The sequence below is a fragment of the Rhodococcus sp. 5A-K4 genome, from assembly GCF_046097995.1.
GTDB classification, from domain to species: Bacteria; Actinomycetota; Actinomycetes; order Mycobacteriales; family Mycobacteriaceae; genus Rhodococcus_F; species Rhodococcus_F erythropolis.
In genome coordinates, this window is sequence record NZ_JBJURM010000001.1 from 191,654 (window position 1) to 208,561 (window position 16,908).

The window sequence follows — 16,908 nt, forward strand, 5'->3', positions numbered from 1 at the left end:
CCCAAGTGAACCACTGAACATCTAAAGGAGAACGTCATGCTTGAAGGATCTGTCATGGACGCTGCCGGCTCAGTCGGTGCGATCATCGGTCAGGGGTTGGGCAGCGTCAGTGGCCTGGCCGTCAAGGGTCTCGAGGCCCTCGCTGCGCTCAGCGGTGGAGAGTTGAAGGCCGCCAAGTAGATTGTCGATTTCGGGGCCTGCTCGTGTTGGCGCGTAGGCCCCGAAATACCTTTTTGTCGGCGCGTAATTCTCGCCATGTCAATTGCCGGAATTCTCAACCTAACGGCATGAGCATCCAGGCGGCGAGATATACCAAAGCCGCGGTTCCACCCGTGCAAATAGCGGCGATAACCGCGAGTAGACGGACAAGATTTACGTCGGCGCCGAAGTAATCTGCAATTCCGCCGCACACTCCGGCGAACATTTTCTTGTCGTTGGAACGGGTGAAGGGGCGAGGTGTGTTGCTTTCGAATGTCATGCTTCAATTCTGAAGCGAGATGGCGCCGCGCACCATCGGGGACGACCCCCATCTGCACCCTGATCTTTTGAGGCCGCCGTGTCATACCCCGGTAGTTCATCCCAGCTTCACCGAACAGTTGCTGCGGGAGACTAACTTGTCGGCGGTGACCGATTTAGCAGAACGCCGACCGTTCCTCAGCGCCTTCGCGGATCTCTCGACCGCCGTCGATCTGGCCGACACCGCCGCCTTCACCGTCGACGACAATGACGACGACGATCCGGTGCTGCTGACGTCGCCGGACGGTTTCGAGGTCGACACCTGGCGGGAGGGCTACCCGTACGACGCACGGATGCCTCGGGACGAGTACGAAATGTCCAAGCGTCTGCTGCAGATCGAACTCCTCAAGCTGCAGAACTGGTCGAAAGAAACCGGCGCACGGCACGCCATAGTGTTCGAAGGACGCGACGCCGCCGGCAAGGGCGGAACGATCAAACGATTCATGGAGCACCTCAATCCTCGCGGCGCACGGGTCGTCGCATTGGAGAAGCCGTCGGCTCGCGAGTCGACGCAGTGGTACTTCCAGCGCTATGTGCAGCACCTTCCCGCAGCCGGGGAACTGGTGATGTTCGATCGGTCTTGGTACAACCGGGCCGGGGTCGAGCGGGTCATGGGCTTCTGCACCGACGAGGAGCACGAGCGTTTTCTGCGCCAGGTGCCGTTGTTCGAGCAGATGCTCGTCGACGACGGCATCAGCTTGATCAAGTTCTGGTTCTCGGTTTCACCGCTGGAGCAGCGCACGCGGTTCGCGATCAGACAGGTCGATCCCGTTCGGCAGTGGAAGCTTTCGCCGATGGACATCGCTTCTCTGGACAAGTGGGATGCGTACACGGCGGCGAAGGAAGAGATGATTCGGTTCACCGATACCGACACCGCTCCGTGGACCGTCATCAAGAGCAATGACAAGAAACGCGCGCGGATTAACGCGATGCGTCACGTGCTCAGTCAGTTCGATTACGACAACAAGGATTACGAGATCGTGGGTACTCCGGATCCGCTGATCGTGGGAAGCCTCGAATAGTCGGCGCGTGTGCTCTGCCCATCCGCGGCGTGGGTGGTTAGTGTGAGTTGAATGGAGACCGTACCGATCCAACTCCCCGACGGCACCGTGACCCCGATCCGTCTGTTTCCCGGACCGAACGACGACGCACCCGTGGTGGTGATGTTGCCCGGGCTCGGAGTTCCCGCCGGGTTCTACGATCCGGTGGCGCAGGCCCTGGTCGAAGCCGGCTTCAATGCGGCCATCGGTGAACTGCGTGGCCAAGGTGACAGCAAACCGCGCCCGAGCGCGTCGAGTGTTTTCGGATATCAGGAACTGGTCTCGATCGATTGTCCGGCGACGTTCGAGGTGGTGCGTGAGCGGTTTCCGGCCAGCACACCATTTCTGATGGGGCACAGCATGGGCGGCCAGATCGGGGTCATGTACGCGTCCAGGATTCGGGGCCGGCTCGGCGGACTGATCCTGGTTGCCTCCGGATCGCCGTATCACCGCGGATTCCCCGGAATCCGTGCGCCCGGACTCTATCTGGGTTCGTCCGCGATGTCGGTGACAGCCAACATTGCCGGCTTCTGGCCTGGAGACCGGGTCAACGTCGGCGGCTTCGGTCGACAGTCGAAAGTACTGATCACCGATTGGGCCCGGTTCGCCAGGACCGGTCGCATGGAACCCGTCGGTGCGGATATCGACTACGAGGAGCGGATCGCTCGCCTGACCTTGCCGGTTCTGTCGATCACGATCGAAGGGGACGATCTCGCTCCACGCCGGTCGGCAAAGAACCTGGTGGACAAGCTCTCCGGGGCCCAAGTGACGATGACGCACATCGACGAACCACTCGGTCACAACGGTTGGATACGCAATCCCACCGCTGTGAGCGAGCGCGTCGTCGCGTGGTTGCGCGACCGCTGAAAGATCAGCCGAGCTTCTGCCAGAGGAACTCGTAGGTCAGCGCGGTCTTGAAGGCCAGCTGAGCATTGTCCGCGGCGCCGCCGTGGCCACCCTCGATGTTCTCGAAATACAGCACCGGCTTTCCCAGCTCTTCCAGCCGTGCGGCCATCTTGCGGGCATGTGCGGGGTGGACGCGGTCGTCGCGGGTGGATGTCGCGATCAGGATCGGTGGGTACGACGCGGCGGCGTCGACGTTCTGATACGGCGAGTACTCCGAGATGAATGCCCACTCCTCCGGGACATCGGGGTCACCGTATTCGGCCATCCAGGACGCGCCGGCCAGCAGGAGATGGAATCGGCGCATGTCCAGCAGCGGGACCTGGCAGACGATGGCGCCGAAGAGTTCGGGGTACTTGGTCAGCATGATGCCCATCAGCAGGCCGCCGTTGCTTCCGCCCTGAGCTGCCAGAAGATCCGGGGTCGTGATTCCGCGATCGACGAGGTCTCTCGCGACGGCAGCGAAGTCTTCGTGCACCTTGTGGCGACCGGCCTTGAGAACCTGTGTGTGCCAACCGGGTCCGTACTCGCCGCCACCACGAATGTTCGCAACCACATAGGTGCCGCCCTGCGTCAGCCAGGCACGGCCCAGAGAACCGCTGTACGACGGTGTCAGCGAGATCTCGAATCCGCCGTACCCGTAGAGCAGGGTAGGGCCTGGCTCGCTACGCGGACTACGCACCACGAAGTACGGAACTTGGGTGCCGTCGGCAGAGGTGGCGAAGAACTGCTCCGTGGTGATGCCCTCGGCGTCGAAGAACGCGGGAGCATGCTTGAGGGCAGTGGGTTCGGTTTCGCCGATCACGCCGTGCAAAAGAGTTGCAGGGGAGGTGTATCCGCTCGAGTTGACGAAGTATTCATTGCTGACATCGGGGTCGGTGTCGAGAATTTCGATACTGGTCAGTTCTGGGAGCCCTTCGAAAGGCCGGTCCTCCCAGCCGTTTTCGCCCGGTGTCAGGATGCGCAGCGTGGTGCGGACGTCGGTGAGTACCACGAGAATCAGATGATCGCGTGTCCAGGTGTAGTGCTCGAGTGAGGAATGTGCGTCGGGTTCGAAGATCGATGTCAGTGCTCGTGAGCCGGCAAGGAAATCGTCGTAACGGATGGCAAGCAGTGCGCCGGTCGGATATTCGGTGTCCTCGACGGCCCACACGGACTTGGTGCGGATCAACAACCACTCGTGGTGAATCGAGATCCCGGCGTCCTCGGGGACGTCCACGAGCACCAGTTCACCGTCGGGGCGAACTTCGAAATGCTGAGAGTTGTAGAAATCGACCGAGCGAGTGACGAAGTCTCGTTCGAACCCGGGCGTCGGATCGTGCGAAGCCGAGATGGCCACGTCCGTGGCCTGGCCCTCGTAGACGGTCTCGGCGCTGGAGAGGGGAGTGCCGCGCTTCCACCGCTGGGCCAGACGGGGATATCCGGAATCGGTGAGCGACCCTGGTCCGATATCCGTTCCGACGTAGACGGTATCGATGTCGATCCAGTCGATGTCGGTCTTGGCCTCGGGAAGGTAGAAGCCGGGATTCTCGCCCTCGGGAGCGAGGAACTCGCGCTTGTCGATGTCGAACTCGCGAACGACCGCCGCGTCTGCCCCGCCGCGGGAGAGGCTGATCAATGCACGGTTGCGGTGTGGCCGTAGAAGTTGCGTGCCCTTCCAGACCCAGTTTTCGCCCTCGGCCTCGGCCAGGGCGTCGAGGTCGACCAGGACGTCCCATTCCGGGTCGTCGGTGACGTACTGATCGAACGTCGTGCGTCGCCACAATCCGCGAACGTGGGTGCTGTCGCGCCAGAAGTTGTAGAGGAACTCACCTCGACGGCGGACGTAGGGGATTCGCGCGTCGGTATCGAGGATCTCGCGCACGTCGCTCTGCAGTCGATCGAAGCGCTCGTTGTCGGTGAGCTGCTCCTCGGTCACGGCATTGTGCTGACGGACCCAATCGAGTGCAGACTCACCGGTCACGTCTTCGAGCCAGAGGTAGGGGTCGTCGCCGGTGGTGGGCTGCTGATCGGAAGTCATACGTCCATTCTTACTGCTCGCTCCCGACAGCACTCGACCCCGCTCCCGAAACACTGGAGCGGGGTCGAGTGAGAACGAATCGGGTCAGACGCCCAGGGAGTGAGCGAGCATCGGCCAGGAGTTGTGGAGATCGTCTTGCCAGTAGCCCCACGAGTGGGTGCCGGTCGGCTTGAAGTCGAAGGTGGCCGGGATCTTCAGGTCGCTCAGGCGGTAGGCGAGGTTGTGGGTGCAGTAGTTGACCGCTGCCTCGATGATGCCGCCGACGATCGCCTGGTTGGCGAGCGCACCGACCTGACCGTTGATCGCGGGATTGGCGAGAGTGTCGTGTGGGCCGGGGAGTCCGGAGCCGGTGGAGACGTAGAGCTCGGTGCCGCGGAGCTTCTCGGCGTTGAGGACCGGATCGTTGTCCTTCCAGCCCTGACCGTCGAGGGGGCCCCACATGTTGGTGATGTCAGCTCCGCCGCGGGTACCTGTGACAAGTTCGATCGCACTCTGACCGACGGGAGTGCTGGTCTCGGCACATCCGCTGTACGCGCCGACACCCTTGTAGAGGCCGGGAGCCGCGATGGCGAGGTTGAGGACCGACGTGGCGGTCATGGAGATCGCGGAGATGGACTGGACCTTGTTGGTGTTGAACTCGGCGTCGATGACGGGCGGGAGTTCCTTGGTCAGGAACGTCTGCCACTTCTGGCGACCGAGAACCGGATCGTCGTTCACCCAGTCGGTGTAGTAGCTGAATGCGCCTTCGAGTGGAGTGACGACGTTGACGTTCTTGTCCTGGAAGAAGTTCATGACGTCGGTCTTGCGTTGCCAGGTCGCCGAGTCTTCGCCGCCGCCTGCACCGTTGAGCAGGTAGAGCGTCGGGCGGGGTTCGCTGCCATCTGCTGGGAGGATGACCTCGAGCGGGATGTTGCGATCCATCGCCGGGGAGAAGACCGAGATGGTGACCTTGCGGTCGCCGGTCTTGGTGTTGCTCACGACGTGCGATCCGGACGTGTCACCGCCCGCAGAAGCTGTCGCCGGACTGATCAGCATCGGCAGCACCGTGGCCACTGCGAGAGCTGCGATCACACTGCCACGCTTGAAAATTCGAGCACGCATACGTTCGGATCCTCCACCTGAATGTCTTCGGATCCGGAACGGATCGAAGTGCCTGTGAGCCCTTACTGGAACAGGTTCACTTTTTGTTATGTGTCAGTAAAGCAGAGCGGGCGCAGAAAGTGACGCGATTCGATTGCCTGACAATTGAATTGGCCCCGGAATTAACCCCCGAATTAACCCCCGAATCGGCCCAGACAAGCACTCGACCCCGCTCCAGGAAGTGCAGGGAGCGGGGTCGAGTCGGAACGATTTCGGTCAGATGCCCATCGAACGAGCGAGCATCGGCCAGGAGTTGTGGAGATCGTCTTCCCAGTAGCCCCACGAGTGGGTGCCGGTCGGCTTGAAGTCGAAGGTGGCCGGGATCTTGAGATCGTTGAGGCGGTAGGCGAGGTTGTGGGTGCAGTAGTTGACTGCTGCCTCGATGACGCCGCCGACGATCACCTGGTTGGCGAGTGTGCCGACCTGTCCGTTGATCGCCTCGTTGTTCAGGGTGTCGTGCGGGCCGGGGAGTCCGGAGCCGGTGGAGATGAAGAGCTCGGTGCCGCGGAGCTTCTCGGCGTTGACGACGGGGTCGTTGTCGATCCAGCCCTGGCCGTCGAGGGGGCCCCACATGTTGGTCACGTCAGCGTCGCCGCGCATGCCCACAACCAGTTCGATGGAGGACTGGCCGACCGGTGTGCTGGTCTCGGCGCATCCGCTGTATGCACCGACGCCCTTGTAGAGGCCCGGAGCTGCGATGGCGAGGTTGAGGACCGAGGTCGCGGTCATCGAGATCGCGGAGATCGACTGGACGCCGTTGGTGTTGAACTCGGCGTCGATGACGGGCGGGAGTTCCTGGGTCAGGAACGTCTGCCACTTCTGACGGCCGAGGGACGGGTCGTCGTTCACCCAGTCGGTGTAGTAGCTGAATGCACCTTCGAGAGGGGTGACGACGTTGACGTTCTTGTCAGCGAAGAACTCGTTGACGTCGGTCTGACGCTGCCACGTCGCCCGGTCTTCGCCGCCGCCTGCACCGTTGAGCAGGTAGAGCGTCGGGCGGGGTTCGCTGCCGTCTGCTGGGAGGATGACCTCGAGCGGAATGTCGCGTCCCATGGAAGGTGAGTACACCTTGATGGTGGCGATGCGCCCGTTGTCCGTGCGGCTCGAGAGCTTGGAACCCGTTGTGTTTGCCTTGGCAACAGTTGCCGTGGTGGTCGACGGATCTCCGCCTGCGGACGACACTGCAGGGCTGATCAGCATCGGCAGCACGGATACTGCGGCTACAGCGGCGACCAGACGGCCACGCTTGAAAGTGCGAGCACGCATACGTTCAGAAACCTCCACCTAAAATTCCTTCGAATCCGCCCAGGAGTGAACGGTCCTTTGTTGCTGTTCCCGTACGGGAATTCATGCTGGGTACATGCTCTGTCGATAGGTACAGGGCGTGTGAGTCTTGTAAGTTCTACCGCATCGGTGCGTTATCCGCCAGTGAACCAGAGATTTGCTGAACGTACGACCAGTTTCAGGTGAATTTCCCTGATCATCGACGGGATTAGTGAGTGAACCGGACATATCCACTATGGGAACAACATTGTTGCCTACCTCTGCAGTCGAACGCGTCTGTCGAAGATCTTCTCCGATATCAGCGCCCAGCGGGGAGTTACGTTTCGGTGAACGTCGGTTACTCGCCGCAGACTCGCGCGGACTCGACGGCAATCGCCAAGAGTTTCGCGTGGCAGGCGCGGGTCGAGTTCCCGGAGATAACCCCTGTCTTCACCGTCGACGGCGTCGTCGAGATTCAGGAGTCGGGCGGAATTGCCCTGGCCTTCGACCTGGAGGACTCGAATCCGCTGGAGGGAGACCTGGCCAACGTCTCGTACTTCTGCGACCTCGGAGTCCGCTCGATGTTGCCGACGTATAACTACATGAACGCTGCGGGCTGCGGCTGCTTGGACCTGGCGGACACGGGGTTGAGTGGATACGGCCGTGACCTGGTTGCCGAGATGAATCGCGTCGGAATGACGGTCGACGGCTCACATTGTTCGGTACAGACGGGGTTGGACATCTCAGCTATCACCCAGCGAGCAATGATCTACAGCCACTCGAACCTCCGAAGGTTGTGGGAGCATCCGCGCAACATCACCGACGATCAGGCCAGAGCGTGTGCGGAGACCGGCGGCGTCATCGGGATCAACGGCGTGGGCATATTCCTCGGCGTCAACGGACCGGATGACGACCAGACTCGGCTGTCCGCGATGGCCGACCACATCGAAGAGGCTGTGGGACTCGTCGGCATCGATCACGTCGGGATCGGCTCCGACTTCTCCTTCGACGCCGACGACTTCCGCGAAGAGATCGAGCAGAACCCGTCGTCGTTCTCCGAGGCGTACACCGCGTGGGGGCCACTGCAGTGGACTCCTCCGGAGGGTGTGCTGACACTTGATCAGGTATTGCGTGACCGGGGCTTCGACGAGCCGTCGATCGAGGCCGTGTACGGCGGAAATTTCGCCCGAGTTGCCCGAGAAGTGTGGGCTACCGACGGGTAATGCGACCATCTGGGGACAGCGAAACGATGCAGGACTACCCTGGTGAATCGTGACCTCACACTATGACGTCGTTGTCCTCGGAGCCGGCCCCGGTGGGTACGTCGCTGCTATCCGCGCGGCACAACTGGGCCTGAGCACCGCCATCATCGAGCAGAAGTACTGGGGCGGTGTATGCCTGAATGTCGGCTGCATTCCGTCCAAGGCGCTTCTCCGTAACGCCGAACTCGCGCACATCTTCACGAAAGAAGCGAAGACGTTCGGCATGTCCGGAGACGTGTCCTTCGATTTCGGCTCCGCTTTCGATCGCAGCCGCAAGGTCGCGGACGGGCGAGTCAAGGGCATTCACTTCTTGATGAAGAAGAACAAGATCCCGGAGTACGACGGCAAGGGCACGTTCGTCGACGCCAACACCATCAGCGTGGAGCTGAGCAAGGGTGGCACCGAGACGATCACGTTCGACAACGCGATCATCGCGACGGGTTCGTACACCAAGCTGCTGCCCGGCACCTCGCTGAGCGAGAACGTCGTGACCTACGAAGAGCAGATCCTCACCCGTGACCTTCCGGGTTCGATCCTGATCGTCGGTGCCGGCGCGATCGGCATGGAGTTCGGTTACGTCCTCAAGAACTACGGCGTCGACGTCACGATCGTCGAGTTCCTCGATCGGGCACTGCCCAACGAGGACGCCGACGTCTCGAAGGAAATCGCCAAGCAGTACAAGAAGCTCGGCGTCACCATCAAGACCGGTGCCGCTGTGCAGTCCATCAGCGACGACGGCAGCAAGGTCACCGTCTCGATCAAGGACAACAAGTCCGGCGAGATCGAGACCGTGGTCGTCGACAAGGTTCTGCAGTCCGTCGGCTTCGCACCGCGTGTGGAGGGCTTCGGTCTCGAGAACACCGGGGTCGCGTTGACCGATCGCGGCGCCATCGCGATCGACGACTACATGCGCACCAACGTCCCGCACATCTTCGCCATCGGTGACGTCACCGCCAAGCTGCAGCTCGCGCATGTCGCGGAAGCTCAGGCTGTCGTCGCTGCCGAGACCATCGGCGGCGCGGAGACGCAGACACTCGGTGACTACCGGATGATGCCGCGTGCGACGTTCTGCCAGCCGCAGGTCGCCTCGTTCGGTTTGACCGAGGAGCAGGCCAAGGCCGAGGGCTACGACGTCAAGGTCGCGAACTTCCCGTTCGCTGCCAACGGCAAGGCACACGGTCTCGGTGACCCGACCGGTTTCGTCAAGCTGATCGCCGACAAGAAGTACGGCGAACTGCTCGGCGGGCACCTCATCGGACCGGACGTTTCGGAACTGCTGCCCGAGCTGACCTTGGCCCAGAAGTGGGACCTCACGGTCAACGAGTTGGCACGCAACGTCCACACCCACCCCACACTCAGTGAGGCACTGCAGGAAGCGATCCACGGCCTCGCCGGCCACATGATCAACTTCTGACGGCAGGGCCTTCGGCCCCGTGCGCCTTTTCGGTAGTTCGCACTACCGGAAAGACGCACGGGGTTTTTCGTCTTTTGTGTCGAGTTGTGTTGCGAAACCGCCATCTGAGGCCTTCGAGTCGGGGTGTAGGCGCGCAACGCATTAGCGTCCCGAGTCGACCATCCGGCTTTCGAAGGACCACTCATGAAAACTCGTTCCGTACTGCTCGCGGCTTGCGTCGCGCTGACGCTCTCCGCCTGTGGAACCTCAGGTGACTCCGGATCGGACACCGAAGCTTCGGGTGCCGCCGAGGCGGGGGCGTTCCCCGTGACCGTCGACCACGCCTATGGTTCGACGACGATCGACGCGGAGCCTATGCGCATCGTGACCATCGGATGGAGTGGCCAGGATGCGGTGATCGCACTGAACAAGGTTCCGGTCGCCATGGAGAGCTTCTCCGGCGACGGCATCGAGAACAACATCCTGCCCTGGGACGCTTCGCGTCTGAACGGTGCCAAGCCCGTTCTCATGACGACCAATCCCGATATCCCGTTCGAGCAGATCCTCGGGCTCGATCCCGACGTGATCCTCGCCGTCTACTCCGGCATCGACGAGGGCGAGTACAAGCGCCTCAGTGACATCGCGCCGACCGTCGCGTTCCCCGACCAGCCGTGGGATACGGCGTGGGACAAGCAGATGAGCATGATCGGTGCAGCGCTCGGACAGCCGGAGCAGGCTCAGACGCTGATCGACGAGACCGGGGCGTACTTCGAGAAGCAGGCCGCTGATCACCCACAGTTCCAGGGCAAAACCGCGACGTATGCAATGCGCACCGACGAGGGCCTGATCGTCTTCTGCGGCACCGACCCGCGGATCCGTCTTCTCGGCCAGCTCGGGGTGAAGACCTCGCCCGGTGTCGACGCAGTGTGCACTTCCGGCGACAGTTCGGTGTCCGTGGGCATGGAATCCATCGACACACTCGACGCCGACGTCTTCATTCTCGTCGACGCCGACGGCACCAACCTGGACAAGCTGATGTCCTTCGGTCCGTTCGCGAACATGACCTCGGTGTCGAACGGCCGTCTGGTTCGTCTGGTCGGAATGGACTACGCGATGGCTACGTCCGCTCCGACGGTGCTGAGCGTTCCCTACGCATTCGACGAGTTCATCGCTCAGCTTTCGGACAAGTTGAGCTGATTCCGAGCGTCGTACGACGCTTGTGACGCAACGATTTTCGGAACCTGCGACTCGAGTAGTTCGATCAGGGCCGTGATCTTTGCGGCGACGTCGGCGCCGAGTTCGGTCAGGCTGTATTCCACTTTGGGCGGGATGGTTTCGAGTACCTCACGGTGCACGAGGCCATCCCGCTCGAGTGTTTGCAGGGTCTGCGAGAGCATGCGCTCGCTGACTCCGTCGACGCGTCGGCGCAGGGCACTGAACCGGTACGGGCCCTCGTTCAATGCTGCCAGTGCGAGTGCGCCCCAGCGTCCGGTTGCATTCTGCAATGCCGCCCGAGAGTTGCACCCGCGAGCGAAGACGTCAGCCTCGAGGGTTGGGTCCACGACGTCGGCATTCGGATCAGGGGTCTGGGCAGCACGTGAAGGTGAGTCGGTGCTGGTCATGAACCCAGGCTACTACTGCACGATCCCATAGCGCTAACTCGACGTGTTGCACTTACGAAAAATAAGTGCATGATGGTTGCAGAACGCATTTACGCTTCAACCTGGATCGGGAGTTCGCATGAGCATTGCAGTCACCGGCGCAACCGGAAACCTCGGACAACTGGTAGTCGAGTCGTTGATCGAGCGGGGAACCGCCGCGTCCGACATCGTCGCAGTCGTCCGCAATCCACAGAAGGCGGAAAGCCTCGCCGCCCGCGGAGTAGTTGTACGTCAAGCGGACTATGCCGATGCCTCGGCGTTGGAAACCGCATTGGCGGGCGTCGACAAGCTGGTGCTGATCTCGGGAAGTGAAGTGGGGTCACGGCTCGCGCAACACACCAACATCATCGACGCGGCGAAGGCTGCCGGCGTCGGATTCATCGCCTACACGAGCATCTTGAATGCTCAGGACACGCCGATGAAGCTTGCTGCCGAGCACAAGGCGACCGAGGACGTGCTCACTCGGAGCGGTATTCCGTTCGCGCTGTTGCGCAACGGTTGGTACTGGGAGAACTTCACCAACGACCTGGCCGGTGTGATCGAACGCGGCGCACTGGTCGGTGCGGGAGCGGAAGGCAAGATCGCGGCTGCGGCGCGTGCGGATTACGCCGACGCCGCAGCAGTAGTCGCGACCACCGATGGTCATGAAGGTGCAGTGTACGAGTTGGGCGGTGACGAGAGGCTCACCTACGCCGAATTGGCCGAGAAGATCAGCGAATTTGCCGGCAAGCCCGTCGCGTACCAGTTCGTGAGCGAGGACGCATACAAGGGGATTCTCGAGAGCGTCGGCCTGCCTGCCCCGGTCGCAGAGATTCTCGCGGATTCCGATGCTGCAATTGCCAAGGGGGCGTTGGACACCGAGTCTGGTGACCTGCAGAAGTTGATCGGCCGCAGCAGCACTCCGGTGGCTGAGGTGTTGAGGAAGGCCTGACCTGCTGTGCGCCTTTATTAACCGCGGGCGGTTAATAAAGGCGCACAGGGGGTTATCCCATGTGGACTGCACCCTCGGCGGGCAGATCACCCTTCTTGGCGCGGACCAGAACCAGCACTACCGGTGCGATGATCGCCAACAGGATTGCCGCCCAACCGAATGCGGCCGAGTAGCCGGATACCTCGGCGCCGAAGAAGTAGTCCGTCATCGAGGCGACGAAGTCCTGCACCGACTGGGGGAGTAGCGCCAATTGGTCCCCGGTCGGGATGGTCGCACTCGACATGTCGACAGGAATGCCTTCCGGCGGGATCGGCGCCGCGTTGTCGGCGGTGAAGGCGGACTTGGCCGAAGCGTAGATCGTGGTGAACAGTGCGGTTCCGAGTGCGCCGCCGATCTGCAGGGTGGCGTTGACGAGGGCACTGGCGGCGCCGGCGTCGTGGTCGGGAACACCGATCAGTGCGAGGTTCTGCATCGGCACCATCAGCAGGCCGAGTCCGAAGCCGAAGATCGCGAGGCCGGGGAACACGTGCGTCCAGTAGGAGCTGTGTACCTCGATCTGGGTCAGCATGAGCAGTCCTACTGCGGCCACCAGCGGGCCGGCGACCATGAGCGGCTTGGGGCCGATCTTGGTGGACAACTGCGCTGCGATGGTCGATGCCAAGACGATGAAGAATGCCATCGGCAGCGATCCGACGCCGGCCATGACCGGGCTGAATCCGAGCACGATCTGCAGGTAGAACGTCAGGTACAACGTGCCGCCGAGCAGGGCGGCGCCCACCAGCATGGAGCCGATCAGAGCAGCGCCGCGATCACGATGCCACGGAACGCTCAGCGGTAGAAGCGGATTCTTGCTGCGGCTCTCGACGACCACGAAGATCGCGAGGAAGACCAGACCCAGTGCGATGAACAGCAAAGTGTCTGCCTGACCCCAGCCGTGCTCGGCGCGTGTGAATCCGTAGACCAGTGAGCCGAGCCCCAGGGCGATGAGGACAGCGCCGGGAAGGTCGTAGCTCGTGTCGCCGTGCGCTTTGGTTTCCTTGACGATCGGGACGGCTGCAGCGATGGCGATCAGCGCGATCGGGATGTTGACGAGCAGGCACCAGCGCCAGTCGACGTACTGCGTCAGCACTCCACCGAGGAGCAGGCCGATGGCAGCGCCACCGCCGGAGATCGCGCCGTAGACGGCAAAAGCCTTGGCGCGCTCCTTCTCTCCGATGAAGGTGGTGGTGAGCATCGACAGCGCAGCGGGCGCGAGCAATGCTGCGAAGACGCCCTGGCCGGCGCGGGCGATGAACAGTTCGATACCGCTCTGCGCGATGCCGCCGATGCCGGAGGCAACCGCGAAGCCCGCCATGCCGACGATGAAGGATCGCTTTCGGCCCCAGTAGTCGGCGATACGTCCGCCGAGGAGCAGCAGCGCACCGAACGCCAAGGCGTACGACGTGACCACCCACGCGCGGTCAAGGTCGCTGATGCCCAGTTCCTCCTGGGCTGCCGGTAGGGCGATGGAGACGATGGTGCCGTCGAGCACCACCATGAGTTGAGCGAACGCGACGATGCAGAGCACCAGCCAGCGACGTTGATGATTCGGATTCTCGGAGACAGCCGGGATCGGTGGCAGAGTGCCGCCGTCGACGTGGGACGTGGTGGTCATTGGAAAAAGGTATTCCAGCCTTCTCAGGTGAGTCAAACGAAATAGTTCGTTCGGTTACCATCATCACTATGGCTCCCACTGACGTGACCGCGACGAAACAGCGAATCCTCGACGCTGCGCAAGAAGAATTCGGTACCTACGGGCTTGCCGGTGCGCGCATCGATCGGATTGCGAAGAACGGAAACGCCAGTAAGGAGCGCCTCTACGCCTATTTCGGTGACAAGGTCGCGTTGTTCCACGCGGTGCTCGACGTCGACTTCGAGCAGGCGATGGAGTCTGTCGAGTTCACCGGTGAAGACATGCCCGCGCATGCCGTCGAACTGTTCGACGCAATGCTCGCCAAACCACAGATTCAACGGATGATGATCTGGGGTCAATTGCAGGGTGAGGCACCACGGATGAAGAAGCTGGCCGAGGAACATTCCAGCTGGGTTCCGCGAATGGCCACGATCCGCAAGGCTCAAGAAGACGGCCTCATCTCGAAGCACTGGGATCCCCAGGACCTGATCACGATGCTGTTCGGCCTCGTGTTCGGTTGGGTCGTGGCCCCCGGTGTGGCCGACAACCAGAACGTCGACGCCGACGAGATCGCGCGCCGCCGTGAAGTGGTGCGCGAGGCCGTCACTCGAATCTGCAAGCCGTGACTGTCAGCGAGAGAGGTACGCGGCCCAACCGCCGTAGCCGGTGATGTCAGCTGCGCCGTTTACGGCGTCATGAGTGCAGCTGAAACCGACTGTCGTTCTGCCGTCCGATAACTCGACGCTGGTGAGCGCCATCGGCGCGGGCAAGGCGGCGAGAAACGTTCCCAGGCCAGCCGGTGAGATCCGGAAGATCTCGCCGACGACCGGTGCGCCGAGTCCAGGGCCACGGCGTACCAGGCCGGGCTTCGGTGGCGTCGTGTCGAGAGCGAAGAGCCGGTAGGCATCCGAGGTCGTGACGGTTTCGACGTACCGCGCGCCGAGGTCGACCAACTGTGTGTTGAGGGGTTGCCCGCGCAGGTGAGCGCCGAATACTGCGAGGTCGATTCCGGTATTGACGAGGGTGGGTGAAGGCACATCACCGAGTCGTGCGGCGAGGTCGATGGCGATCTGGTCGTCGAAAGCGGGTACGACGAACATGACGCCGAACGGGTGATCTTCGGCAGTGCGGTGTCCGGGCGCCGCGACGGCCGCCATGTCGAGCAGGTTGCAGAAGTTGGTGAAAGTTCCCATCCGGCGGTTGATTCCGAATGGATCCTCGGTCACGGCAGCGATGGTCGGATGTTCGGTGGTGGTGGGAAGCAGTAGGGCGTCGAACCCTGCGAGGAGTTCCCGGGCGGCAGCCTTGGCGTGGGTGAGAGCGTCGAGATCGTCGACTAGCTGGTATCCGGTGGGGTGCTTCGCGCCGAGCACGATGTCGGACACCGCGGGATCTGCTCCGGCAGGACGAGTTTCGAGGAACTCGCCGGCAGCGGCGTACCGCTGCGCCACCACGGCGCCGTCGTAGAGCAATCGGGCCGCGTCGAGCAGCCCGGAGATGTCGACGGTCTCGGTCTCGGCGCCGCCGGCTACCAGAGCTGTCACAGTGTCCTGAAATGCTGCCAGATACGACGGGCTAAGTTGAGCGAGATCCTCGATTCGGGGGACCGCGACGCGGGGATTCGGCGCCGCCGCGAGACGAACGTCGGAAGGCCAGACGCGGCTGCGGGGATCTCGAGGTTCGTGGCCGACCATGATTGCCGCTGCCGCGGTTGCCGATTCGAGGTCGCCGGCGAACACCGTCAGAGCGTCGTAGTCGATGCAGGCGGGCACTACTCCGTGGACGGGAATGACGCCGAGCGAGAGCTTGAGTCCGTAGATCCCGTGAAATGCCGCCGGTACCCGGCCGGAACCGGCAGTGTCGGTGCCGATTCCGATATCAGCAATCCCCAGTGCCACGGCGACGGCGGATCCGGAGCTACTACCGCCCGAGATCAACTTCTCGTCCCAGGCGCAGCGAACGGCTCCGTACGGACTACGCGTTCCGACCAGTCCGGTGGCGAACTGGTCCAGATTGGTCTTCCCCAGAACAACAGCTCCGTGCTCGATCAACCGCGCAACGGCACTGGCAGTTTCGTCCGGCGCATAAGCGAATTCGGGGCACGCCGCTGTGGTCGGCAGACCGGCGACGTCGACGTTGTCCTTGACGGCGACCAGGCGCCCAGCCAGGGGAAGGTGCTCGCCTGCGGCGAGTCTGGCTTCGGCCGAGGCGGCATCGGCAAGCACATCTTCCTTGCGGCGCAACGTGATCCAGATTTCGGGGCGATCTACTTCCTCGATCCGCTGGAATGCCTGCTCGACCCGGGCTGTCGGGGTGAAAACTTCTGCTGCGATGGTCATGGTGTGTACTGCTCCGATCAGTCCGTGATGTTGGCGAGTGAGAGCGCGGTGATCGCGCGGGTCACCCGGTCGAGGACGACGTCGAGAGACTCGCCGATGTGCTGGTGCAAAAGCGTGCGGGCCTCGGGCAGATTGCCGGCACGTAGTTCTTCGAGGATTCGAATGTGCTCCGCGATCGAGGTGTCGATGCGGCCATTGACCATGAAGTCGTACATCCGAACGTGCCGGATACGGGAATTCACCGACAGCAGCGACGCGACCAGTTCATTGTTTCCCGACGCCCTCAGTACGGCGACGTGGAATTCCTCGTCCAGTTCGACGAACCCCGGTTCCTGAGCGGGCGGATCGAGAGCCAGGGCACGCCACCGCACCAACTCGTCGTCGAGGATTGTTCGGTCGTGCCGGATCGTCGGATCTGCGATCGCCCGGGTAATTCCTTGTAGTTCCAGAGTGATTCGGAGTTCGTACAGATCTCGGATCCGCGGGATGCTCGGGCGCACGGCGGAGAACCCGTATTCTTCCCGGCGCAGGAGTCCATCGGCGCACAGCATCGTCAACGCTTCCCGTACTGGTGTGCGAGAAATGCCGAAACGCGTGGAGAGTTTCGGTTCCGTCAGGCGTTGATCGAACCCGATAGTCCCGTTGACCAGTTCGGTGCGTAGTTCCCGGTAGACCACCTCACGCAGTGGCTCCGGCGCCGTATTCATCCCTGTCGACATACCTGTATACGCTATTGATCAGGTGTTTCGTCCAGATGTCTTCGGGTAA

The 16,908-nt window shown here is 62.3% G+C and carries 16 protein-coding genes; 8 read left to right on the plus strand and 8 right to left on the minus strand.

All coding sequences use genetic code 11. The annotated features are described in order from the left end of the window. The first annotated feature begins 36 nt into the window (after window positions 1–36). Complete coding sequence (locus ACKAMS_RS00855) at window positions 37–180, plus strand: hypothetical protein (RefSeq protein ID WP_003941503.1); 144 nt, start codon at window positions 37–39, stop codon at window positions 178–180. Between the two features lie 94 nt (window positions 181–274). Here ACKAMS_RS00855 and ACKAMS_RS00860 read toward each other — a convergent pair whose 3' ends face one another. Further along, entirely contained in the window at window positions 275–478 is a 204-nt protein-coding gene (locus tag ACKAMS_RS00860) for a PspC domain-containing protein (protein WP_003941534.1), read from the minus strand. A gap of 145 nt (window positions 479–623) precedes the next feature. Here ACKAMS_RS00860 and ppk2 point away from each other — a divergent pair, with 145 nt between their 5' ends. Both ppk2 and ACKAMS_RS00870 read left to right on the plus strand, forming a co-directional pair. Continuing rightward, window positions 624–1,538, plus strand: a complete 915-nt coding sequence (ppk2, locus tag ACKAMS_RS00865) for a polyphosphate kinase 2 (protein ID WP_024487730.1) — start codon at window positions 624–626, stop codon at window positions 1,536–1,538. A gap of 51 nt (window positions 1,539–1,589) precedes the next feature. Continuing rightward, the gene (locus ACKAMS_RS00870) at window positions 1,590–2,423 is read left to right on the plus strand and encodes an alpha/beta fold hydrolase (protein WP_020906717.1); all 834 of its coding nucleotides are present in this window, start codon (window positions 1,590–1,592) and stop codon (window positions 2,421–2,423) included. 4 nt (window positions 2,424–2,427) lie between these two features. Here ACKAMS_RS00870 and ACKAMS_RS00875 read toward each other — a convergent pair whose 3' ends face one another. The 3 genes from ACKAMS_RS00875 to ACKAMS_RS00885 form a co-directional block, all read right to left on the minus strand. Next, a complete protein-coding gene (locus tag ACKAMS_RS00875) occupies window positions 2,428–4,479 on the minus strand; it encodes a prolyl oligopeptidase family serine peptidase (RefSeq protein WP_408988499.1) in 2,052 nt (683 codons plus the stop codon). A gap of 84 nt (window positions 4,480–4,563) precedes the next feature. After that, window positions 4,564–5,580, minus strand: coding sequence for an alpha/beta hydrolase family protein (locus ACKAMS_RS00880; RefSeq protein WP_019744465.1), 1,017 nt, complete (start codon window positions 5,578–5,580; stop codon window positions 4,564–4,566). Between the two features lie 255 nt (window positions 5,581–5,835). Next, a complete protein-coding gene (locus ACKAMS_RS00885) occupies window positions 5,836–6,885 on the minus strand; it encodes an alpha/beta hydrolase family protein (protein ID WP_021343370.1) in 1,050 nt (349 codons plus the stop codon). A 233-nt stretch (window positions 6,886–7,118) separates the two neighbouring features. Here ACKAMS_RS00885 and ACKAMS_RS00890 point away from each other — a divergent pair, with 233 nt between their 5' ends. The 3 genes from ACKAMS_RS00890 to ACKAMS_RS00900 all read left to right on the plus strand — a co-directional run bounded on the left by ACKAMS_RS00890 (window position 7,119) and on the right by ACKAMS_RS00900 (window position 10,734). Next, on the plus strand, window positions 7,119–8,105 hold the full coding sequence (locus ACKAMS_RS00890; RefSeq protein ID WP_047889794.1) for a dipeptidase: 987 nt from the start codon (window positions 7,119–7,121) through the stop codon (window positions 8,103–8,105). Window positions 8,106–8,154: 49 nt separating this feature from the next. After that, the gene (gene lpdA / locus ACKAMS_RS00895) at window positions 8,155–9,558 is read left to right on the plus strand and encodes a dihydrolipoyl dehydrogenase (RefSeq protein WP_003941477.1); all 1,404 of its coding nucleotides are present in this window, start codon (window positions 8,155–8,157) and stop codon (window positions 9,556–9,558) included. Window positions 9,559–9,741: 183 nt separating this feature from the next. Next, the gene (locus ACKAMS_RS00900; RefSeq protein ID WP_019744462.1) at window positions 9,742–10,734 is read left to right on the plus strand and encodes an iron-siderophore ABC transporter substrate-binding protein; all 993 of its coding nucleotides are present in this window, start codon (window positions 9,742–9,744) and stop codon (window positions 10,732–10,734) included. Here ACKAMS_RS00900 and ACKAMS_RS00905 read toward each other — a convergent pair. After that, complete coding sequence (locus tag ACKAMS_RS00905; protein WP_007735410.1) at window positions 10,710–11,159, minus strand: helix-turn-helix domain-containing protein; 450 nt, start codon at window positions 11,157–11,159, stop codon at window positions 10,710–10,712. The two genes, ACKAMS_RS00900 and ACKAMS_RS00905, sit on opposite strands and share 25 nt — an antisense overlap. 118 nt (window positions 11,160–11,277) lie before the next feature. On the opposite strand from ACKAMS_RS00905, the gene ACKAMS_RS00910 reads away from it, so the two are divergent. Next, window positions 11,278–12,129, plus strand: a complete 852-nt coding sequence (locus ACKAMS_RS00910) for an SDR family oxidoreductase (RefSeq protein WP_029254805.1) — start codon at window positions 11,278–11,280, stop codon at window positions 12,127–12,129. Between the two features lie 52 nt (window positions 12,130–12,181). Here the strand turns inward: ACKAMS_RS00910 and ACKAMS_RS00915 are convergent, their stop codons facing one another. Further along, window positions 12,182–13,783, minus strand: a complete 1,602-nt coding sequence (locus tag ACKAMS_RS00915) for an MFS transporter (RefSeq protein ID WP_408988500.1) — start codon at window positions 13,781–13,783, stop codon at window positions 12,182–12,184. A gap of 68 nt (window positions 13,784–13,851) precedes the next feature. Here ACKAMS_RS00915 and ACKAMS_RS00920 point away from each other — a divergent pair, with 68 nt between their 5' ends. After that, entirely contained in the window at window positions 13,852–14,427 is a 576-nt protein-coding gene (locus ACKAMS_RS00920; protein WP_019744460.1) for a TetR family transcriptional regulator, read from the plus strand. Window positions 14,428–14,430: 3 nt separating this feature from the next. Here ACKAMS_RS00920 and atzF read toward each other — a convergent pair whose 3' ends face one another. Then, window positions 14,431–16,140: an allophanate hydrolase gene (gene atzF / locus ACKAMS_RS00925; RefSeq protein WP_317830924.1), complete on the minus strand. Its 1,710-nt coding sequence runs from the start codon at window positions 16,138–16,140 to the stop codon at window positions 14,431–14,433. 17 nt (window positions 16,141–16,157) lie between these two features. After that, window positions 16,158–16,859: a GntR family transcriptional regulator gene (locus tag ACKAMS_RS00930; protein ID WP_019744458.1), complete on the minus strand. Its 702-nt coding sequence runs from the start codon at window positions 16,857–16,859 to the stop codon at window positions 16,158–16,160. Between the last annotated feature and the right edge of the window lie 49 nt (window positions 16,860–16,908).